This window comes from Streptomyces sp. NPDC021622, assembly GCF_040640795.1.
Classification (GTDB): domain Bacteria; phylum Actinomycetota; class Actinomycetes; order Streptomycetales; family Streptomycetaceae; genus Streptomyces.
In genome coordinates this window covers 28,799-48,462 of sequence record NZ_JBFACK010000010.1, presented here as the reverse complement: position 1 = coordinate 48,462, position 19,664 = coordinate 28,799, and the positions used below count along the sequence as shown (strand labels likewise).

The following is a 19,664-nucleotide window of genomic DNA, read 5'->3' as shown; positions in this document are numbered from 1 at the left end:
GGCGGCGCGCGGCCGCGTAAGGAGGCACTTTCATGTCAGCAGGGCACACCGCGGTAACCACCCCGCCGGCTCCTGAGGCGGTCGTCGAGCCGGTGATCAGTTGTGCGACCCCGCAGGACGAGTGCGGGGTGCGGGACGTCCTGGACCGGCTCGGCGACAAGTGGTCCGTGTACGTGGTGGTCGAACTCGCCTCGGGCGTCCTGCGGTTCAAGGAGCTGCAGCGCCGGATCCACGGCGGCATATCGCAGCGGATGCTCACCCTCACCGTGCGCCGTCTGGAGCGCGACGGCCTGGTCAAGCGCACGGTCTACCCGACGATTCCGCCGCAGGTCGAGTACGAGCTGACCGAGATGGGCCACAGCCTCACCCACCTCGTCAAGGCGCTCTCCGACTGGTCCATCGACCACCGCCCGGCGATCGCCGCCGCCCGCGAGTCCTACGACGCGGTCCAGGGCTGACCGCGGCGCAGGGCCGCCGTCACCGCGTCCGCGAGCAGGCAGTGGCCCGCGTCCCCCGGATGTACGCCGTCCACCAGATGCCGGGATTCAAGGAGACCGCCGCCGGGGAGCAGTGCGGCCCCCGCGTCCCCGGCCGCCCGCTCCACCGCAGAGCGCAGTTCGCCGAGCGTGGCGCCCAGGGCGTTCGGCACCGACTCGGCGTCCGGGCGCAGCACGGGGGAGAGGACCAGGAGGGGAACCCCCGGGTGGCCCTGGCGCACCAGGGTCAGGAACGCCCGTGTCGTCTCGTGGAGCAGCCCCGCGGAATGCGGCGTACGGGACCAGCAGTTCGTGCCGAACGCGACGGTGATCAAGTCGGCCTGCAGGGAAGCGAGTTGCTGCGCGGACGCGAGTTCGCCGCGCGCCGCTCCCGCGTACCCGAGGTTCACCGTGTCCAGGCCGAGCGCCCGTCCGGCGAGCGCGGGCCATGCCAGATGGGGGCGCGACGCCGACCAGCCCTCCGCGATGGAGTCGCCGTAGACGAGCCAGCGCGGTCGCCGTGCGGCGGGCTCGATCGTGCCACCGCCGACGGGGCGCAGGCCGGTGAGGGCGGGGCGCAGTGTCTCCGGCAAGTGAAGGGTGAAGTCACCGTCGGGGTACGGGAGTTCGATCCGCGCGACGTGCGAGCCCGGTGCCGCGGGGGTGTCGAAGGCTTGGGCTCGCGCGGGCGCGTCCTCCTGTGAAGGCGTGCCGACGGCTTCCGTGCCGCTGCCCCGTCGCGCGGGGGCGGGGGTGTCCGCCTCCTCGCCGGAGTCCGCGAGCAGCGTGAAGACGGGCGGTGCGTTGCGGTAGGAGTCCGTATCCGAGGGAGGCGAGGCGACGTACGTCACCTCCACCGCCCGCACCCCGCACGCGCTGAACTCAAGCCGCACTCCGGCCGGGAGGCCCGCCCGTTCCCAGGTGTCGGCCGGTAGCCGGTCCCGGTCGGCGGGGTCGGCGCGCAGCGCACGGCCGTCCGGTGACCACCATGTGGCGCCCCGCGTGAACTCCTTCACCGTGCACCGTGCGTGGTGAATTCGAGGCGTGTTCCGGCCGGGAGGCCGGCCTGTTCGCGGGTGTTGGCGGGCAGTCGGTCCCGGTCGGTTGGGTTGGCGCGCAGCGCGCCGCCGTTCGGTGGCCACGATGCGGCGCCCCGTGTGAACTCCTTCATCGTGCACCGCGCGCGCTGAATTCGAGGCGCCCCGGCCGGGAGGCCTGTCCGTTCCCAGGTGTCGGCCGGTAGCCGGTCCTGGTCGGCGGGGTCGGCACGCAGCGCACGGCCGTCCGGTGGCCACCATGCGGCGCCCCGCGCACCGCCCGCGGTGAACTCAAGCCGCACCCCGGCCGGGAAGCCCGCCCGCTCCCGGGTGTCGGCGGGATCGGTGCGCATCGGGCGGCCATCGTGTGCCCACCACGACACGCCCCGCACGAACTCCCTCACCGCGCGCCCCCGATCGTCGGGTAGGGGAACTTCACGCCGACCCCGCCGTCCACGACCAGCGTCTGCCCGGTGACGTACGAGGACAGCGGCGAGGCGAAGAAGAGCAGGGCGGACGCGATGTCGGAGGTCTCGGCGACGCGGTTCAGCGGCGCGTTGCGGGCGTTGCGCTCGCGGCCCTCTTCGCCGATCAGGGCCGCCACCCGCGGGGTCCACACGACGCCGGGTGCCACCGCGTTGACCCGCACCCCGCGCGGGCCGTACTCCACCGCCGCCGAGCGGACCAGCGAGACCAGGCCCGCCTTGGCCGCGCCGTACGCCGCGTGCAGGGGTGCCGCCGTGAGGCCCGACACCGACGCCACGAAGACCAGCGGGCCGCCGCCCGCTTCGGCGAGCGCCTCGCCGCCGTACTGGACGGCCAGCCAGGCGTGCCGCAGGACCATCGAGAAGTGCCAGTCCCAGGATTCGTCGTCCAGCTCCGCCAAGGGTGTGTAGCGGGCCATGCCGACGATGTCGACGACGCCGCGGATCGCGCCCAACTCCCTTTGGGTGTAGGTGAAAAGCTCCCGCACCTCCTCGCGGTGCGTCACGTCCGCGACGTACGCGACGGAGTCCGTCTCGGCGGCGACCGCCTCCGCGCGGTCCTTGTCGACGTCCACGCAGAGCAGCCGTGCCCCCGCCGCCGTGAGGGCGTGCGCGGTCTGGCGGCCGATGCCGTTGCCCGCGCCGAGCAGGACGAGGAGGCGGCCGTCCAGGCGGTGCAGGGAGGCGTAGTCGGGGATGGGGGAGGTGTCGAGGCTGCCGGTCATCGGGCCGCCTTGCGGGGCCGGTACGACGCCAGTTCCGGGATGACTTCCTTGCCCAGGATCTCTATCGTCCGCAGGATCTCCTGATGCTCCAGATAGCCCCACTGGACGTAACAGATGAGCTGGTCGATGCCGAGGTCGGCGTAGTGCTTGGCCTTGCGGACGATGGTCTCCGCGTCGCCGATGAGGATCATGTCGCCGTCGTTGAACTCCTGGACGGGGACGCTGCCTTCGATGATCGGGGTGAGGAGCGGGAAGGTCCGCTCGCGCTCCTCGGCGTTCAAGTGCGGCAGTTCCCAGTCGAGCGTGAACTGGGCGAGATTGCGATACCACCAGGCGACGGAGTCCCAGACCCGCTGCGAGGGGCGGTCCGTCGCGTGTACCAGGGTGTACGCGCTGACGCGGTTCGTCGTGACGTCCGTGATCGGTGCCGGGGTGCGGCCCGCCTCGCGGTAGGCCGTCACCTGCCGGGCCATCGCCTCGAGCGGCTGCATGATCGAGAAGGAGAGCAGGCAGAGGCCCGCCGCGCCCGCGACCTCCGCCGAGCCGGGGGACGTGGCCGCCATCCAGCACGGTGGGTGCGGGTCCTGGACCGGCTTCGGGGTCACCATGCGGCGGGGGAAGGTGAAGCGCTGCGACTCGTACGCGAAATACTCCTCGCGCCACATGCCCGTCACGATCTCGATGGCCTCGCGCCAGTCGGAGCGCGACTGCTCCCGGTCGACGCCGAATGCCGTCTGCTCCATGGGAGTTGAGCGGCCGGTGCCCCACTCCACACGGCCGTCCGAGAGCACGTCCACCGCCGCGACCTTCTCGGCGATCCGCTGCGGCGGGGTGAAGCCGAAGGGGGTGAGCGTGACGCCGAAACCGAGGCGGATGCGTTCGGTCAGCGCCGCGAGGTGGCCGAGCAGGACTTCCGGCGCGGGGCAGTGCGAGCGGCCCTCGCGGAAGTGGTGCTCGACAGCCCACACCGTGCGGAAGCCGACGCGGTCCGCGAGCCGGATCTGCTCCACGGCCTCGCGGTAGGCGCGCTGTTCGGCGGTGCGCTGGCCGTGCGGATGGGGTCCGTTCCAGGGCTTCGGTACGTCGATCTCGTACAGCACATCGAGGTCCATGGCCTGCTGCCTCCCTCTCGACCGGGGTGCACGATGGGGGAGATCTGACGAAGTGTCAACCACTTCCCCTGAGACCTGGAACGCAACGGACGAAACGGACCGCGCAACGAAGACCCGCAGGAATCGGAAGTACGCAACGATCATCCGCCGCTGCGCAAGGTTGCTGCATTACGTGAGTGAAGCCTGACTCATAGAGTCATCCGCTGAACGTGGTGTGGCGGGGACCGCCTGCTCGGCGGTCCCCATCCATGCATGGGTGCTGCCACCGGTCCCGCCGCCCTGACCGGCAGCGATGAAGGAGCCAGCGCGTGCTCGACCAAGGCGCACCCCCGCAGAACCGCCCAAGCCCCCCGGGAGCCGCCGGACTCGGCAGCCGTCTCATGCGGCGCAAGCCGGTGGAAGCCCTGGTCGCCGAGGGTGGCCAGGGTGAGGGTGGCTCGCTCCGCCGCTCGCTCGGCATGTGGCAGCTGACCATGATCAGCATCGGTGCCACGCTCGGCACCGGCATCTTCGTCGTCCTCGGCGAGAGCGTCCCCAAGGCCGGACCCGCCGTCACCATCTCCTTCGTGATCGCCGGACTCACCGCCCTCTTCTCGGCCCTCTCGTACGCCGAGCTGGCCGGCTCCATACCGGTCGCGGGCTCCTCCTACTCGTACGCGTACGCAACGATGGGCGAACTCATCGCCTGGGTCTGCGGCTGGTGCCTGGTCCTGGAGTACGGCGTGTCCGTGGCGGCCGTGGCCGTCGGCTGGGGCGAGTACCTCAACGAGCTGCTCGACGGCACCATCGGTGTCACCATCCCGGACGCGCTCTCCGCGGCGCCCGGCGAGGTCGACGGCGCGATCATCAACCTGCCCGGCCTGATCGTCGTGCTGCTCGCCATGGTGTTCCTGCTCGGCGGCGCCAAGGAGTCGGCGCTCGCCAACACGATCATGGTCATCGTGAAGATCGCCGCGCTGATCCTCTTCTGCACCATCGGCTTCATGGGCTTCAAGTCCGGCAACTACTCCGACTTCATGCCGCTCGGCACGGCCGGTGTCAGCGCCGCCGCCGCGAGCCTCTTCTTCTCGTACATCGGCTTCGACGCCGCATCGACCGCCGGTGAGGAAGCGAAGAACCCGCAGCGCGACCTGCCCCGCGCGATCATGCTCTCGCTGATCATCGTCACCGCGCTCTACGTCCTGGTCGCCGCCGTCGCCGTCGGCGCATGGAACTGGAAGGACTTCGAGGGCTCCGAGGCCACGCTCGCCGCGATCATGAACGACGTCAGCGGCCAGAGCTTCTGGGGCACGCTGCTCGCCGCCGGCGCGGTCATCTCCATCGCGTCCGTCGTCCTGACCGTCCTCTACGGCCAGACCCGCGTCCTGTTCGCCATGTCCCGCGACGGCCTGGTCCCCAAGGTGTTCGGCAAGGTCAGCAAGAAGACGGGCACGCCCCGTGTGAACACCGTCATCGTGTCGCTGTTCTGCGCCGCCCTCGCCTCGGTGATCCCGCTCGGCAAGCTCGTCGACGCCACCAGCATCGGTACGCTCTTCGCCTTCGGCCTGGTCAACATCGCCGTGATCGTGCTGCGCCGGACCCGCCCCGACATGCCGCGCACCTTCCGCGTGCCGCTCGGCTGGCTCTTCCCGGTGCTCGGCTTCGGCTTCTGCGCGTACAACATGTTCAGCCTCGACTCCATCACCTGGACGGTCTTCGGTGTCTGGATGGCCGTCGGCCTCGTGTTCTACTTCCTGTACGGCATGAGCCGCTCCCGATTGGCCACAGCAGAGAAGTGATCCACCCCCAGTGCGACTGAACGATCTCGACGAACGCATTGTGCACGCCCTCGCCGAGGACGCCCGCCGTTCCTACGCCGACATCGGCCAGCTGGTCGGACTCTCCGCGCCTGCCGTGAAGCGGCGTGTGGACCGGCTGCGGGCGACCGGGGCCATCACGGGGTTCACCGTGCGGGTGGACCCCGCGGCCCTGGGGTGGGAGACCGAGGGGTTCATCGAGATCTACTGTCGCCGTAATACCTCGCCGGAGGCGATCAAGCGGGGGCTTGAGCGGTATCCGGAGATCGCGTCCGCGTCCACCGTTACCGGGGACGCGGACGCGATCGTTCAGGTTTTTGCTGCGGATATGCGGCATTTTGAGCGGGTGCTTGAGCGTATTGCGGGGGAGCCGTTTGTTGAGCGGACCCGGTCCGTTCTTGTCCTGTCGCCGCTGATGCGGCGGTTCTCCTCGGGGTCGCCTGCCTAGTTCTTCCACTGCGGGCCCGTCGTGGCTTGTCGCGCAGTTCCCCGCGCCCCTGACGGGGCGCTACCGCACGTGGAACGTGCCGCTCCCCGGCCTCGTCTTCTCGAACGGGGCCGCGCTCACGCACTTGGGCATGTCGTCCGGCAGGTCGTTCGGGATGCCCACCATCGCCCAGCTGTAGCCGAAGCCGTCCTGCTTGCCCTTGTCGTGGACCGTCAGGCCGACCCGCTTGCCGACGGACTCCTTCAAGCCGCCGTCCGCCTTGGTGACGACCGCCGAGACCGTGGCGACCTTTCCGCCGGTCAGCAGGCAGTCCACCCGTGCCTCGGCCGAGCCGCCCCACTTGGGGTTCTCCATGTAGTGGCTGAACTTGATCGTGCCGTGGGCCTTGCCCGGGTCGGCCTTGTCCTTCTCGTCCAGACGCGCGTCGAAGGCGAACGTGATCTCGTCGCCCTTCGGGCGGTCGATCATCGCGGTGCCGGTCAGTGCGGCCGCCTCTCGGTGCTGCGCGTCCGACGCGACGGCCGGTACCGCAACGCCGGTGGCGAGCACGACCAGGACTCCCAAGGCTGCGGCGACACGGGTACGGGTCAAGGTCATGAGGGGTCCTCCGTCTGCGGTGGCTTCGCCCGGTAGCTCCGGGCGGGATCAACGCTCCCGTGCGCCGGCGCCCCGCGCATCGCACGCGAGGCGGTGATCGCCTCCGCCGCGCGGCGGGGACGCCGGCTGCCCGGGCCCTCCCCGGGGAGGAGCCGCCAGACCCCCGTCCGGGCGGCTCCTCGTCCGTGGTCGCGCCGGTCAGTTCGTCGGGTACGGCACCTTCCACGGCACGACCCGGAAGTCGCCGGTGCCCTGCCTGACCTTCTCGTGCGGCGCGGAGCTGGTGCACTTGGGCAGCTTCTTGGTGCCGTCGGGACGGCCCACGGCCGCCCAGCTGTAGCCCACGCGGTCCTTCTTGCCCTGGTCGTGGACGGTGAAGCCGACGCGGCCGCCCTTGATGTCCTTGAGGTTGGAGTCGGTGATGATGCCGGTCGCGGTGGCCACCTTGCCGCCCGTCATCAGGCAGTCGATGCGGCCCTTCGCCCAGCCGCCCTTGCCGCCCGGCTTGTCCAGGTGGACGAAGCGGAAGGTGCCGGTGGCCTTCGACGGGTCGCCGTTGTCCCTCGCCGCCAGATGCGCGTCGAAGGTGAACGTCACGTCCTCGGTGGTCTTGCGGTACATCTTCGCCGAGCCGGTGAGCGCGGCGGCCTCACGAGGCTTGGCCTGGTGTTCGGCATGTGACGCGGCGCGCGCCGACTCGTCGCCGGAAGCGACGGCCACACCCGCCGCGCCCGCCGTCATGAGGAGCGCGGCGCCCACGGCGATGACGCGGGGGTAGTTGCGGGTGCTAGGCGCGGTCGTGCGGCTCATGGAAGTCCTCCGTCTGCGAGGCCGTTCACCCGGCGTTTCCGGGTGAGATCACGCTCTCGCGGAAGGGGGGTCCGGCACGTCCGGCCACGGGCGGGACTCCGCTTCCGCCGCGCGGCGGGGACCTGTGGCGGACCCCTGCACCCGGAGGAGGACACCCCCGATACCCGGGGCGCACGGCGCCGCGCAACGAATCGCCGCTCCGGGCCCACCCTGCGCAACAGATCGCGCGGCAGCCCGCAACGCTCGCGCCTTGTCCGGGCAAGGCCGCCGACCGTACCGTCTAACGGACCCCACCATCCCCTTCGTACGCCATGAGGATCCGCCATGCCTGCGCTGCGCACCGCCCTGCTCCAGAGCTCAGGGCAGCTCGGATCCGTCGCCGAGAACCTGAAGGGGCTCGACGACGCGGCGGGCCGCGCCGCCGCCGCGGGGGCGGGGCTGCTCGTGGCGCCCGAGCTCTTCCTGACCGGCTACGCGATCGGCGACGACATCCCGCGCCTGGCCGAGCCCGCCGACGGTCCCTCGGCCGCCGCCATCGCCGAGATCGCCGTACGCCATGGTGTCGCCGTCGCTTATGGCTACCCCGAGCGCGACGGAGGGGGGCACCTCCCGCTCGAGCGAAGCCGAGAGCGGGGGAAGGTCTTCAACGCCGTCCAGCTGATCGGCCCCGACGGCGCGCGCCTGGCGAACTACCGCAAGACCCACCTCTTCGGCTGCTTCGAGCGCGACCACTTCACCCCCGGCGAGCAGGCCGTCGTCCAGGCCGAGCTCGGCGGTCTGCGGATCGGCCTGATGATCTGCTACGACGTGGAGTTCCCGGAGAACGTCCGCGCGCACGCCCTGGCCGGCACCGACCTGCTGCTCGTGCCCACGGCCCAGATGCACCCCTTCCAGTTCGTCGCCGACTCCGTCGTGCCGGTGCGGGCCTTCGAGAACCAGATGTACGTGGCGTACGTCAACCGGGTCGGCAAGGAAGGGGAGTTCGAGTTCGTCGGGCTCTCCACGCTCGCCGGTCCCGACGGCGTCGCCCGCGCCCGCGCCGGACGGGACGAGCAGCTGGTGTTCGGCGACGCCGACCCGGAGTTCCTGGCCGCGTCGCGCGAGAACAACCCCTATCTGCGCGATCGCCGCCCGGGTCTGTACGCGTCGCTGATCTGACCACCTCCCGAGCTTCCCCTTCTTCTGTTCTGCCGTTCCCGCAAGGAGTCCGTACCCCATGACGTCCACGGTGCCCAATGCCGTCCAGCACACCGACGCGCAGCCGCCGATCACCATGTTCGGTCCCGACTTCCCCTACGCGTACGACGACTTCCTCGCGCACCCGGCGGGCCTGGGCCAGATACCGGCGACCGAGCACGGCACCGAGGTCGCCGTCATCGGCGGCGGCCTCTCCGGCATCATCGCCGCGTACGAGCTGATGAAGATGGGCCTCAAGCCCGTCGTCTACGAGGCCGACCAGATCGGCGGCCGCCTTCGCACCGTCGGCTTCGAGGGCTGCGACGACTCGCTCACCGCCGAGATGGGCGCGATGCGCTTCCCGCCGTCCTCGACGGCGCTGCAGCACTACATCGACCTGGTCGGCCTGAAGACCAAGGCGTTCCCCAACCCCCTCGCGGAGTCGACCCCTTCGACGGTCGTCGACCTCAAGGGCGAGTCCCACTACGCGACGTCCGTCGACGACCTGCCGCAGGTCTACCGCGACGTGATGAACGCCTGGAACGCCTGTCTGGAGGAGGGCGCGGACTTCTCCGACATGAACCGCGCCCTGCGCGAGCGCGACGTACCCAAGATCCGCGAGATCTGGTCCAAGCTCGTCGAGAAGCTCGACAACCAGACCTTCTACGGCTTCCTCTGCGAGTCCGAGGCCTTCAAGTCCTTCCGGCACCGCGAGATCTTCGGCCAGGTCGGCTTCGGCACCGGCGGCTGGGACACCGACTTCCCCAACTCCATCCTGGAGATCCTGCGCGTCGTCTACACCGAGGCCGACGACCACCACCGCGGCATCGTCGGCGGCAGCCAGCAGCTGCCGCTTCGCCTGTGGGAGCGCGAGCCGCAGAAGATCGTGCACTGGGATCTCGGTACGTCCCTGAAGTCGCTGCACGAGGGCGGCGAGCCCAAGCCCGCCGTGACGCGGCTCGACCGCACCGCGGGCAACCGGGTCACCGTCACCGACGCCTCGGGCGACATCCGCACGTACCCTGCGGCGATCTTCACCGCCCAGTCCTGGATGCTGCTCTCCAAGATCGCGTGCGACGACTCGCTCTTCCCCATCGACCACTGGACGGCGATGGAGCGGACCCACTACATGGAGTCCTCCAAGCTCTTCGTGCCGGTGGACCGTCCTTTCTGGCTGGACAAGGACGAGGAGACCGGGCGTGACGTCATGTCGATGACGCTGACGGACCGCATGACCCGGGGCACTTACCTGCTCGACGACGGGCCGGACAAGCCCGCCGTCATCTGCCTCTCGTACACGTGGTGCGACGACAGCCTGAAGTGGCTGCCGCTTTCGGCGAACGAGCGCATGGAGGTCATGCTGAAGTCGCTCGGCGAGATTTACCCGAAGGTCGACATCAGGAAGCACATCATCGGTAACCCGGTGACCGTGTCCTGGGAGAACGAGCCCTACTTCATGGGCGCCTTCAAGGCGAACCTGCCGGGGCACTACCGCTACCAGCGGCGCCTGTTCACGCACTTCATGCAGGATCGCCTGCCGGCGGACAAGCGGGGGATCTTCCTCGCGGGGGATGACATTTCCTGGACGGCGGGATGGGCCGAGGGTGCCGTGACGACTGCGCTGAACGCCGTGTGGGGCGTGATGAACCACTTCGGCGGTGGGACGGACGCGACCAACCCCGGGCCCGGGGATGTGTACGACGAGATCGCTCCCGTCGAGTTGCCTGAGGACTGATCTGATTCAGGAGCGCCGTTTTACCTGGGGCGCGTGGGAATCTGGCGGGCCGTTGTGGCTGGTCGCGCAGTTCCCCGCGCCCCTTTAGGGCTCAGACCCCGGCTGCTCGTGCCGCCTCGTACACCTCTGCCGCCAAGTCCTTCAGTTCCTCGCCGTCCCTTGCGCTGCCCTGCAGTTCGATGAGGATCTCCTCCACCGCGCCCACCGCGGCGTGTGCCGCCAGGTCCTCGACGATCTGGGCGACGTTCCCCTGGAAGGGGGCGCGGCCCTCGCCCTCGTACGCCTTGGCGCTGCACCGCGTGTTGACCCGCAGGACGCTCTGGATCGGCTCCTTGCGCCCCTGCTCGGCGGCGGCCTCCTGGACCTGCTGCCACTGTTCGGCGAGCCCGTCGGCGCCCATGCCGATCGGCATCCAGCCGTCCGCACGTGTGACGAGCCTGCGCAGCGCGCGCGGGCTGTTGGCGGGCAGCAGGATCGGGATGGGGCGGGCCGGCTTCGGACCGACCACGGCCGACGTGATGGTCGTCAGCTCGCCCTCGTACGACACCGGGTCCGGGCCCCAGACCGCGTGGCAGACGTCGATGAGTTCGTCGAGGACCTTGCCGCGCTTCTTGAAGGGGGCCATGCTCGCCGCCGCGTACTCGTCGAGCGACCAGCCCGTGCCGAGGCCCGCGACGACCCGGCCGCCGCTCGCCGCGTCCAGACTGGCCAGGGAGCGCGCCAGCTGGAACGGCACGTGCAGCGGGGCGACCAGGACGCTGGTGCCCAGGCGGGCCCGCTCCGTGGCGGCCGCGGCCAGCGTCAGGGTGATCAGCGGGTCGGGCACCGAGCGGTAGGTGTCGGGCCAGGGCAGGCCCTCGATGCCGTAGAGCCCCTGGGTGGCGGGCTCGGGGAACAGGATGCGTTCGTACACCCACAGGCTCTCGTACCCGATCTCCTCGGCGGCTCGGGCGACAGCGGGGACGTCTCGTCCCATGTCGTACTGCCGGCCCTGCGGGAGGCTCAGTCCGAGTCGAGTGGCCATGGTGGTGCTCCTTCGCATCCGGGGTCCCACGCGTCAACGTACAGCGATCAACGGGGAGTTCCGCAGAGGAGCGCGATGACTGGCCGGATCAGTCCGGCAGCGGGGTGAGCAGCATGCGGCCCACCAGGCCCGCCGCGCCGTCCAGGCGGATGCGCAACTCCTCGGCCACGGCAGGGAGTCCCCGCAGCGCCCACAGCGCGCGCGCCGCCGCCCACGCTCCGTCCCTGGCCCGCTCCAGGCTCCAGGAACCGACCAGATGGGTCAGTGGATCGGCGATCTGGAAGAGATCGGGGCCCGGCATCAGATCTTCGCGGATGCGCTCCTCCAGCGAGACGAGGATGTCGCCCACGCGATCGAACTCGTCCTCGACGTCCGCCGGTTCGCAGCCGAGCGTACGACAGGTGTCCACGACGGCCAGCGGCAGATCGTGCCCGATGTGCGCGTTGATGCCCGCGAGCGCGAACTGCAGCGGACGTACACCGGGATGGCGGCGGAACTGCAGCAGGGGCCGCCAGCACGCCGGCGACCTGTGCTGGTCGGCCGCCGCGTCGACGGCCCGCAGATAGCGCTCGGCGAACAGCACGTCCAGCGTGATCGCGGTCCCGGAGTCGGCGAACCGGCCGCTGTCCAGGTGCCGGTCGACCTCTTCGGTGACCGAGAGATAGACCTCGTTGAAGACGCCGACCCCGTCGCCCGAGGGGAGGTCCGCACCGAGAGCGCGCATCCGCGTCACCACCCCGTCAACCCCCTGTGCCGGGCCTGTGAACTCCGCAAACCGCTCCAACTGCGCCATGGTGGCAGGGTCCCAGTCATAGGCTGGCCCGAGTGTCACCGCACCGGGCGCTTCCCCAGAACGGGGGAACGGCGTCCGTGTGTGCCCCTGGGGAGGGGAGCTGTACACCGTGTCCGGGGGGACACGGAGGAGGGGGAGGAGCAGCACCGTGTCAGGCAATCGCGCACGACATCGCGCCGCACGACGGGCCGAGCGCAGGAGTGCCGCCCGCCATGGAGTCATGGTGGCGGCGGCCTCGGTGGTGGCCGCCGTCGGCACCGTCACGGGCATGGTGTCCGCGCTCGACGAGGGCGGCGGCAAGGACCAGGCGCGCCCGAAGGTGACGAAGTCGCCGACGCTCGAACCGCTGCCCGCGGTGCCGACGCCGTCCGCTTCCGAGTCCTCGGCGAAGCCGTCCCCCGCCAAGTCCTCCGCGAAGCCGAAGCCGAAGCCGAAGCCTGAGCCGAAACCGAAGCCGTCGACGCGGCGCCCGGAGAAGCCGGCCGCCAACTCCCTCTACCGGTACGGCGATTCGCAGGTGCTCGACTGGGTCAGGGCCAACCGCGGTGACCCGCGGCGGCCGCTCATAGAGTCGAGGATCGCCGACCAGCCGGCCGCCGTGTGGTTCGCCGACTACTCGCCGGGGACCATCACGTCACGCGTGCGGGCCGTGACGTCGGGCGCCGGAGGCCGGGTCCCCGTCGTCGTCCCGTACGCGATACCGGACCGGGACTGCGGGGGCGCATCGGAAGGCGGGGCGCCGGATCTCGCCGCGTACGACGCGTGGATCGAGAAGTTCGCCGCGGGGCTCGGCTCCGGCGAGGTCATCGTCATCCTCGAACCGGACGCGATCGCGCTCTCCGAGTGCCTGTCGGCGGGCGAACGGGCCGACCGGTACGCCTCGCTGGCCCGCGCGGGCCGCACCCTCAAGGCCGCCAACCCCAAGGCCCGGGTCTACTACGACGCGGGGCACTCGGGCTGGAACGCCGCCACGAAGCAGGCCGGAAGGCTGCGCGCGGCGGGCGCGGCGTCGGCGGCCTCGTCCGACGGGATCTTCACGAACGTATCGAACTTCCACCGCACCACCGAAGAGGCCGCCTACGCCCGCGAGGTGCTCTCCGCGCTCGGCGGCCCGTCGGGCCTCGGCGCCGTCATCGACACCAGCCGCAACGGCAACGGCGCCCCGGCCGACGGCGAGTGGTGCGACCCGGCGGGCCGCAAGCTCGGGCAGAGCCCGACGCTGCGCACCGGCCAGGCCCGTATCGACGCCTATCTGTGGATCAAGCTGCCGGGCGAGTCCGACGGCTGCAAGGGCACGCCGGGGACCTTCACACCCGGGTACGCCTACGACTTGGCGCGTGGCTGAGCGTCGTCGGCGCCCGTTTCCGGGTCCGTCTCGTCGTACGAGGACGTGCCCTCGTCGAGCAGGGGCTCCTGCGTCTTGAGGTGCGGGGGCGCGAAGGCCCGCAGGACGTGATAGCCCGTGATCACGACGATCGTGCCGAGCGCGATGCCGCTCAGCTCGAAGTTGTCGGTGATCTTCAGGGAGACGCCGCCGACGCCGATGATGATGCCCGCGGCGGCCGGGACCAGGTTCAGCGGATTGCGCAGATCCACCTTGGCGTTGATCCAGATCTGGGCGCCGAGCAGGCCGATCATGCCGTAGAGGATGACGGTGATGCCGCCGAGCACGCCGCCCGGGATGGCCGCCACGACCGCGCCGAACTTGGGGCAGAGGCCGAAGAGCAGGGCGAAGCAGGCGGCCGCCCAGTACGCGGCGGTGGAGTAGACGCGGGTCGCGGCCATCACGCCGATGTTCTCGGAGTACGTCGTGTTGGGCGGGCCGCCGACCGCCGTGGAGAGCATGGACGCGGCGCCGTCGGCGGAGATCGCGGTGCCGAGCTTGTCGTCCAGGTCGTCGCCGGTCATCTCGCCGACGGCCTTGACGTGGCCCGCGTTCTCGGCGACAAGGGCGATCACGACGGGCAGCGCGACGAGGATCGCCGACCACTCGAAGCTCGGGGCGTGGAAGGACGGCAGGCCGATCCAGTCGGCGTTGCCGACGGCGGAGAGGTCCAGGCGCCAGTGGTCGACGACCTTGCCGGAGCCGTCCGCCGAGTGGATCTTGCCGAAGACCAGGTCAAGGGCCCAGGACAGGGCGTACCCGAAGAGCAGCCCCAGGAAGATCGCGATGCGTGACCAGAATCCGCGCAGGCACACCACGGCCAGGCCGGTGAACAGCATCACCAGGAGGGCCGTCCACTGGTCCTGCGGCCAGTACGTGGACGCGGTGACCGGTGCCAGGTTGAAGCCGATGAGCATGACGACGGCGCCGGTGACGATCGGGGGCATCGCCGCATGGATGATCCGCGCACCGAACTTCTGGACGGCGAGGCCCACCAGGAACAGTGCGGCGCCGACCACGAAGACCGCGCCCGTGACGGTGGCGGAGGAGCCGCCCTGCGCGCGGATGACCGCGGCCACGCCCACGAAGGAGAGTGAACAGCCCAGGTAGCTGGGCACCCGGCCGCGCGTGGCGAGCAGGAAGATGGCGGTCGCGACGCCCGACATCATGATCGCCAGGTTCGGGTCGAGGCCCATCAGGACGGGCGCCACGAACGACGCACCGAACATGGCGACGACGTGCTGGGCGCCGAGCCCGAAGGTCCGCGGCCACGAGAGCCGCTCGTCGGGTCGGACGACGGCTCCGGGCGCGGGGGTGCGCCCGTCGCCGTGCAGTCTCCAGCGCACGCCGAGATCCATGGTTCTGTTCCGCCTTCTGTGCGCCCGACCTGTTGTCAAGACCTGAATGAGTCAGCGCAATGTTAAACGGGCGTAAGGTCCGCGAATGTTCGGCAGGTGTTTCAGGCGACGGCCGGTCCAGGCAGGCGACGGCGGGTTCAGGCCTTCGGGCCCGGTGCCGTCGCGTCCGCCGCGGCGACCGGGGTGGCGTCGCGGCCGTCCGTGCGCAGGACGCCCGCGAACACCGCGAGCCCGCAGGCCAGCACCGTCACCAGGCCGAAGGAGACGACCAGGCTCGTCGCGTCGGCGAGCGTGCCGATCGCCGACGGGGCGATCAGACCCGATGTGTACGTGATGGTCGCGACGCCCGCGATGGCCTGGCTCGGGTTCGGGCCGCTGCGCCCGGCCGCGGCGAAGGCGAGCGGCACCACGACCGCGATGCCGAGTCCCATCAGGGCGAACCCGCCCATGGCCATGGCCGGATGCGGCGCGGCCACCACGAGCACCCCGCCGAGTGCCGCGACCACGCCGCCGACCCGCACGGTGCGCACCGCCCCGAACCGGTCGACCACCGCGTCGCCCGCGAGCCGTGCGATGGCCATGGTGAGCGTGAACCCGGTGGTGCAGGCCGCGGCAAGACCGGCCGAGCTGTCCAGGACGTCCCGCAGATAGACCGCCGACCAGTCCAGGCTCGCGCCCTCCGCGAAGACCGCGCAGAAGCCGACCGCGCCGATGAGCAGGGCCGACTTGGGCGGCAGCGAGAAGCGCGGCGGCGCTTCCTCCTCGGGGGCCGCCTGCAGGTCGAGCACGCCCTGGCAGGCGATGAGCCCGATGGCCGTGAGAGCCACGGCCGCCAAGGCGTGGTGCAGCCGGGCGTCCGAGCCGAGGTGGGCGGCGACCGTGCCGGCCGCGGAGCCGATCAGGGCGCCGACGCTCCACATGCCGTGCAGGCCCGACATGATCGACTTCTTCATGCGGGTCTCGATCTCGACGCCGAGCGCGTTCATCGCCACGTCCGACATGCCCGCCGTGGCGCCGTACACGAACAGGGCCACGCAGAGCGTGAGCAGGTTCGGCGCGAGCGAGGGCAGGATCAGCGCCATCGTCCACAGGGCGAGAAGGCCGCGCAGCGCCGTGCGGGCGCCGAAGCGGTGGCTGACCCAGCCGGCAAGCGGCATCGCCACCGACGCGCCGATCGCGGGGAAGGCCAGGGCCAGGCCGAGGAGGCCCGCGCTGAGGTCGGCGTGCTCCTGGATCCAGGGGACGCGGGTGGCGAAGGAGCCCGTGACGGCGCCGTGCACACAGAAGACAGCGGCCACGGCGTGCCGCGCCCGCTTCAACTGCCGTGCTTCGTAGACCACTTCACTCATCGGTGCTTCGCCCCTCCCAGCGTCTGCCCCGCTACGGCGACAGGTACCGCCCCGCTACGGCGACGTAAACTATCAGGAATCCTGCCTGATAAATAGCAGCTTTATGGAAGGATCCCCGGCATGCCCGCATCACCGAGCACCGCCCGGGCCATCAACGACCGGCTCGCCCTGGGGCTCCTGCAGCGCGAAGGGCCGCTGACGGCCAACCAGTTGAAGCAGCTGACCGGCCTGTCGCGGCCGTCGGTCGCCGATCTCGTCGAGCGCCTGCAGGGCTCGGGGCTGATCACGGTGGTGGGGGAGGCGGGCGCGCAGCGCCGGGGCCCCAACGCCAGGCTGTACGGGATCGTCGCCGACCGGGCCCACCTCGCGGCCCTCGACGTACGCACCGGAGGCCTCTCCGTGGTGGTCACCGATCTGCTCGGCGCGGTGCTCGCCGAGGCATCGCTGCCCATCGGCGGCGACACCGGAACCGAGCCCGCCGTGGAGCGCGCCGTCGCCCTCGTCGAACGCACCGCCCACGAGGGCGGCGCCCGGCGGCTGCACACCGTGGGCATCGGCGCGCCCGGCCTCATCGACCCCGCATCCGGCGAACTGCGCGACACCACCTCGCTGCCCGCCTGGCACCGCAGGCTCGCGGGCGCGCTCCAGGAGCGGCTGCCGGCCCGTGTCCTCGTCGAGAACGAGACCAACCTCGCCGCCCGCGCCGAACAGCGCGAAGGCGCCGCCAGGGACCGCGACACCTTCGTCCTGCTCTGGCTCGGCGAGGGCGTCGGTGCCGCCGTCGTCCTCGACGGGGCGCTGCGCCGCGGCGCCTCGGGCGGCACCGGGGAGATCGGCTTCCTGCCCGTGCCCGGCACCGCGTCGCTGCCGTCCGCCACCGGCTGCGACGGCGGCTTCCACTCGCTGGCCTGCGCGGCCGCGCTGCGCGAACTCGGCGCCGAGCACGGGCTCCTGGAGCCGGGGGAGAGCGCCGCCGACGTGCTGAGCCGCGCCGTCGCGACCGGCCACGGCGGCTACCTCGACGCGGCCGCCGACCGGATCGCCGTCGGCGCCGCCGCGATGGCCGCCATCCTCGACCCCGGCTGCGTCGTCCTCGGCGGCGAGCTGGGCCGGGCCGGCGGCGACGCGCTCGCCGCCCGCGTCGGGGAGCGCGTCACCGCCATGTCCCCCCTGCGTACCGAGGTCAGGGCGAGCACGCTGGGCGGCTCCGCCGTGCTGCGGGGGGCGCTGCTTGCCGCCAGGGAGGCGGCGCAGGAGGAGTTGTTCGGGCCGGGGCGCTGAGCGGGGCGGTTGGGGCCCCGCGTTGGACGCACCGTCTGTCACCGGCTTCGCCGAGTTCGTCCTCAAACGCCGGACGGGCTGACTATTGCCCCCCGAACCGGGCCGCCAAGAACTCCTCGAACGTCCCCTTCCCCACGGCCTGTTCGGGCGCCAAATGACCGCCCGCGCGGAACGCCCGGTACGTCTTGCCCGCGAGCCGCAGCGGCACCAGCGGGCGCCGCTTGCCGCTCGCCCGCAGATAGGCGCGGGCGAGGTCCGGGAACGTGCGTACCTCGGGTCCGCCCATGTCCTCGACCCGCCCGGCGGGCGGCGCCACCGCCAACTCGGCAAGGCGGGCCGCCACTTCGCCGACCTCGACCGGCTGGTCGCCGACCCCCGACGGCAGCAGCATCACCGGCAGCTTCGCCGAACTCTCCAAGACCTGCAGGACGAGATCGTGGAACTGCGTGGTCCGCAGCACCGTCCAGCCGAGCCCCGAATCCTCGATCAGCCGCTCCACGGCGAGCTTCGTCTTGTAGTAGCCGAGCGGTACCCGGTCGACGCCGACGATCGAGATGTAGACGAGGTGCCCGACGCCGGCCCGCCGCGCGGCCTCGATCAGATGGCGTGCGGCCTGCTCGTCGCCCCCGCGCGGGCTGCTCGCACAGTGCACGATCACGTCCGCGCCCGCCATGGCCGCGTCGAGCCCCGTGCCCTTGCGCAGATCGACGGCGTACGACGGGGAACGGCGGCTCAGGACGCGTACGTCGTGGCTGTCCGCGCGCAGCCGCTCCACCACGGGGCGGCCGAGGGTTCCCGTGCCGCCGGTCACCAGGATCGTGGTCATCGCAAGGCTCCTTCGCTGTCCGGGACGCCGCACCGGCGTCCGTCACCAGCTGAGAACCGGGCAGTGATCAGGAATGTGACAGCTGCCCGGCCACGAAGCCGAGCTTGTCGGGATTGACCACCGCCCGCAGGGCGCTGACCAGGCCGTCATCCCGGAAGTCGAACGTCGCGACGCCCACCACCGTGCCTCCCACCGTCGCCACGATCGCGGGCCCGCCGTTGACCTCGGCGTACGCGAGATCCATGGCCCGGGCGAAGTTCTCCATGCCGCCCACCAGGAAGCGCAGCACCTTCTCGCGCCCGACGATCGGCCTGCGCGCGGCGGTGACCTTGCCGCCGCCGTCGCCCCACCACGTCACGTCCGCAGCGAGCACCTTCTCCAGGCCCGCCAGATCGCCGTCACGGGCCGCCGCGATGAACGACTCCACGAACTCCTGGCGCCGCTCGGCCGCGGCCTCGAACCGCGCCTGCTCTTCGGTCACCGCCCGCGTGGCCCTGCGGTACAGCTGGCGGCAGTTGGCCTCGCCGATGTCGAGCACTGAGGCGATCTCCCGGTGGCTGTACGCGAACGCCTCCCGCAGCACGAACACCGCGCGCTCCACCGGCGTGAGCCGCTCGAGCAGGATCAGCAGCGCCATCGACACCGCGTCCCGCTGCTCCGCCGACTCCAGGGGGCCGAGCGCACCGCCGGACGTGATCACCGGCTCCGGCAGCCAGGGCCCCACGTACTGCTCACGCCGGGCCCGCGCCGAGGTCAGCCTGTTCAGACAGAGGTTGGTGACGACCTTGGCCAGCCAGGCAGCCGGCTGGCCGATGTCCGCGCGCCGGGCGCCGCTCCACCGCAGATACGCGTCCTGGACGGTGTCCTCGGCCTCCTGCGCGGAGCCGAGCATGCGGTAGGCGAGGGAGAACATCCGCGGGCGGTGGGACTCGAACTCTTCGGCGAGTGATGCTGTCGTCACGCGCTCAGCGTGCCAGAGCGCGGCGCATCGCCGCCGGTCAAAGCGGTACGAGCGGCTCCTGTGAGCCAGGCCACAGGGGTTCGCCCGTATGGGCGTCGATCAGGCGTGGCAGACTGGCCTCGTACCAAAAGCAGCGCACTCCGGGGTCGGTGTAATTCCGAACCGGCGGTTATAGTCCGCGACCCGGTCGCCTCCAGCGACCGGTTGACCAGGTGAAATTCCTGGACCGACGGTGAAAGTCCGGATGGGAGGCAGTGCGCGGCGGGCGGGCATTCGTGCACGTCGCCGAGT

The 19,664-nt window shown here is 71.2% G+C and carries 19 protein-coding genes and 1 riboswitch; of the genes, 7 read left to right on the top strand and 12 right to left on the bottom strand.

Annotation, left to right across the window (positions count from 1 at the left end):
• Positions 1-32 precede the first annotated feature (32 nt).
• Positions 33-458: a helix-turn-helix domain-containing protein gene (locus AB0G47_RS20760; RefSeq protein WP_360771820.1), complete on the top strand. Its 426-nt coding sequence runs from the start codon at positions 33-35 to the stop codon at positions 456-458.
• Here AB0G47_RS20760 and AB0G47_RS20755 read toward each other — a convergent pair.
• Genes AB0G47_RS20755 through AB0G47_RS20740 form a run of 4 tightly spaced genes read right to left on the bottom strand, consistent with a single transcriptional unit; the run spans position 437 to position 3,835 of the window.
• Positions 437-1,492, bottom strand: coding sequence for a GDSL-type esterase/lipase family protein (locus AB0G47_RS20755; RefSeq protein ID WP_360771817.1), 1,056 nt, complete (start codon positions 1,490-1,492; stop codon positions 437-439). The two genes, AB0G47_RS20760 and AB0G47_RS20755, sit on opposite strands and share 22 nt — an antisense overlap.
• A complete protein-coding gene (locus AB0G47_RS20750; RefSeq protein WP_360771815.1) occupies positions 1,489-1,866 on the bottom strand; it encodes a hypothetical protein in 378 nt (125 codons plus the stop codon). Before AB0G47_RS20750 ends, AB0G47_RS20755 begins: the two co-directional genes overlap by 4 nt.
• A gap of 47 nt (positions 1,867-1,913) precedes the next feature.
• On the bottom strand, positions 1,914-2,723 hold the full coding sequence (locus AB0G47_RS20745) for an SDR family oxidoreductase (RefSeq protein WP_360771813.1): 810 nt from the start codon (positions 2,721-2,723) through the stop codon (positions 1,914-1,916).
• Positions 2,720-3,835 carry an LLM class flavin-dependent oxidoreductase gene (locus AB0G47_RS20740; protein WP_360771810.1) on the bottom strand — a complete coding sequence of 372 codons (1,116 nt, stop codon included), beginning with the start codon at positions 3,833-3,835 and terminating at the stop codon, positions 2,720-2,722. The genes AB0G47_RS20745 and AB0G47_RS20740 overlap by 4 nt, the downstream gene beginning before the upstream one ends.
• Before the next feature lie 308 nt (positions 3,836-4,143).
• Here AB0G47_RS20740 and AB0G47_RS20735 point away from each other — a divergent pair, with 308 nt between their 5' ends.
• Together AB0G47_RS20735 and AB0G47_RS20730 are read left to right on the top strand one after the other, a co-directional pair.
• Positions 4,144-5,613, top strand: a complete 1,470-nt coding sequence (locus tag AB0G47_RS20735; protein ID WP_360771808.1) for an amino acid permease — start codon at positions 4,144-4,146, stop codon at positions 5,611-5,613.
• Positions 5,614-5,623: 10 nt separating this feature from the next.
• Positions 5,624-6,079, top strand: coding sequence for an Lrp/AsnC family transcriptional regulator (locus AB0G47_RS20730; RefSeq protein ID WP_223773496.1), 456 nt, complete (start codon positions 5,624-5,626; stop codon positions 6,077-6,079).
• Positions 6,080-6,139: 60 nt separating this feature from the next.
• Here the strand turns inward: AB0G47_RS20730 and AB0G47_RS20725 are convergent, their stop codons facing one another.
• Positions 6,140-6,676 (bottom strand): Repetin, encoded by a 537-nt coding sequence (locus tag AB0G47_RS20725; RefSeq protein ID WP_360771805.1) that lies wholly within the window; start codon positions 6,674-6,676, stop codon positions 6,140-6,142.
• A 198-nt stretch (positions 6,677-6,874) separates the two neighbouring features.
• Complete coding sequence (locus AB0G47_RS20720) at positions 6,875-7,486, bottom strand: Repetin (RefSeq protein WP_360771802.1); 612 nt, start codon at positions 7,484-7,486, stop codon at positions 6,875-6,877.
• Positions 7,487-7,819: 333 nt separating this feature from the next.
• On the opposite strand from AB0G47_RS20720, the gene AB0G47_RS20715 reads away from it, so the two are divergent.
• Together AB0G47_RS20715 and AB0G47_RS20710 are read left to right on the top strand one after the other, a co-directional pair.
• Complete coding sequence (locus AB0G47_RS20715) at positions 7,820-8,644, top strand: carbon-nitrogen hydrolase family protein (protein WP_360772416.1); 825 nt, start codon at positions 7,820-7,822, stop codon at positions 8,642-8,644.
• A gap of 58 nt (positions 8,645-8,702) precedes the next feature.
• A complete protein-coding gene (locus AB0G47_RS20710) occupies positions 8,703-10,397 on the top strand; it encodes an NAD(P)/FAD-dependent oxidoreductase (RefSeq protein ID WP_360771799.1) in 1,695 nt (564 codons plus the stop codon).
• A gap of 91 nt (positions 10,398-10,488) precedes the next feature.
• Here the strand turns inward: AB0G47_RS20710 and AB0G47_RS20705 are convergent, their stop codons facing one another.
• The gene (locus AB0G47_RS20705; RefSeq protein WP_360771797.1) at positions 10,489-11,421 is read right to left on the bottom strand and encodes an LLM class F420-dependent oxidoreductase; all 933 of its coding nucleotides are present in this window, start codon (positions 11,419-11,421) and stop codon (positions 10,489-10,491) included.
• Between the two features lie 88 nt (positions 11,422-11,509).
• Positions 11,510-12,214 carry a DUF5995 family protein gene (locus AB0G47_RS20700; RefSeq protein WP_360771794.1) on the bottom strand — a complete coding sequence of 235 codons (705 nt, stop codon included), beginning with the start codon at positions 12,212-12,214 and terminating at the stop codon, positions 11,510-11,512.
• Between the two features lie 220 nt (positions 12,215-12,434).
• On the opposite strand from AB0G47_RS20700, the gene AB0G47_RS20695 reads away from it, so the two are divergent.
• Positions 12,435-13,559, top strand: a complete 1,125-nt coding sequence (locus AB0G47_RS20695; protein WP_360772413.1) for a glycoside hydrolase family 6 protein — start codon at positions 12,435-12,437, stop codon at positions 13,557-13,559.
• On the opposite strand, the gene AB0G47_RS20690 is transcribed toward AB0G47_RS20695, so the two are convergent.
• Both AB0G47_RS20690 and AB0G47_RS20685 read right to left on the bottom strand, forming a co-directional pair.
• The gene (locus tag AB0G47_RS20690; RefSeq protein ID WP_360771791.1) at positions 13,538-14,956 is read right to left on the bottom strand and encodes a solute carrier family 23 protein; all 1,419 of its coding nucleotides are present in this window, start codon (positions 14,954-14,956) and stop codon (positions 13,538-13,540) included. The genes AB0G47_RS20695 and AB0G47_RS20690 overlap by 22 nt on opposite strands.
• A gap of 137 nt (positions 14,957-15,093) precedes the next feature.
• Positions 15,094-16,305, bottom strand: a complete 1,212-nt coding sequence (locus AB0G47_RS20685; RefSeq protein WP_360771790.1) for an MFS transporter — start codon at positions 16,303-16,305, stop codon at positions 15,094-15,096.
• Between the two features lie 120 nt (positions 16,306-16,425).
• Between AB0G47_RS20685 and AB0G47_RS20680 the strand changes: the two genes are divergently transcribed.
• Positions 16,426-17,586, top strand: coding sequence for an ROK family transcriptional regulator (locus tag AB0G47_RS20680; RefSeq protein ID WP_360771787.1), 1,161 nt, complete (start codon positions 16,426-16,428; stop codon positions 17,584-17,586).
• Positions 17,587-17,668: 82 nt separating this feature from the next.
• Here AB0G47_RS20680 and AB0G47_RS20675 read toward each other — a convergent pair whose 3' ends face one another.
• Complete coding sequence (locus AB0G47_RS20675) at positions 17,669-18,412, bottom strand: NAD(P)H-binding protein (RefSeq protein ID WP_360771785.1); 744 nt, start codon at positions 18,410-18,412, stop codon at positions 17,669-17,671.
• 67 nt (positions 18,413-18,479) lie between these two features.
• Positions 18,480-19,373 (bottom strand): RNA polymerase sigma-70 factor, encoded by an 894-nt coding sequence (locus tag AB0G47_RS20670; RefSeq protein ID WP_360771783.1) that lies wholly within the window; start codon positions 19,371-19,373, stop codon positions 18,480-18,482.
• 131 nt (positions 19,374-19,504) lie between these two features.
• Positions 19,505-19,635: riboswitch (FMN riboswitch) on the top strand.
• Positions 19,636-19,664: the final 29 nt, after the last annotated feature.

Bases quoted from the DNA above. Each gene is read 5' to 3' on its own strand.
- AB0G47_RS20760 (WP_360771820.1), top strand. From the start codon at position 33: ATGTCAGCAGGGCACACCGCGGTAACCACCCCGCCGGCTCCTGAGGCG.
- AB0G47_RS20685 (WP_360771790.1), bottom strand. From the start codon at position 16,305: ATGAGTGAAGTGGTCTACGAAGCACGGCAGTTGAAGCGGGCGCGGCAC.
- AB0G47_RS20740 (WP_360771810.1), bottom strand. From the start codon at position 3,835: ATGGACCTCGATGTGCTGTACGAGATCGACGTACCGAAGCCCTGGAAC.
- AB0G47_RS20745 (WP_360771813.1), bottom strand. From the start codon at position 2,723: ATGACCGGCAGCCTCGACACCTCCCCCATCCCCGACTACGCCTCCCTG.
- AB0G47_RS20700 (WP_360771794.1), bottom strand. From the start codon at position 12,214: ATGGCGCAGTTGGAGCGGTTTGCGGAGTTCACAGGCCCGGCACAGGGG.
- AB0G47_RS20705 (WP_360771797.1), bottom strand. From the start codon at position 11,421: ATGGCCACTCGACTCGGACTGAGCCTCCCGCAGGGCCGGCAGTACGAC.
- AB0G47_RS20695 (WP_360772413.1), top strand. From the start codon at position 12,435: ATGGTGGCGGCGGCCTCGGTGGTGGCCGCCGTCGGCACCGTCACGGGC.
- AB0G47_RS20690 (WP_360771791.1), bottom strand. From the start codon at position 14,956: ATGGATCTCGGCGTGCGCTGGAGACTGCACGGCGACGGGCGCACCCCC.
- AB0G47_RS20675 (WP_360771785.1), bottom strand. From the start codon at position 18,412: ATGACCACGATCCTGGTGACCGGCGGCACGGGAACCCTCGGCCGCCCC.
- AB0G47_RS20720 (WP_360771802.1), bottom strand. From the start codon at position 7,486: ATGAGCCGCACGACCGCGCCTAGCACCCGCAACTACCCCCGCGTCATC.
- AB0G47_RS20710 (WP_360771799.1), top strand. From the start codon at position 8,703: ATGACGTCCACGGTGCCCAATGCCGTCCAGCACACCGACGCGCAGCCG.
- AB0G47_RS20750 (WP_360771815.1), bottom strand. From the start codon at position 1,866: ATGCGCACCGATCCCGCCGACACCCGGGAGCGGGCGGGCTTCCCGGCC.
- AB0G47_RS20725 (WP_360771805.1), bottom strand. From the start codon at position 6,676: ATGACCTTGACCCGTACCCGTGTCGCCGCAGCCTTGGGAGTCCTGGTC.
- AB0G47_RS20680 (WP_360771787.1), top strand. From the start codon at position 16,426: ATGCCCGCATCACCGAGCACCGCCCGGGCCATCAACGACCGGCTCGCC.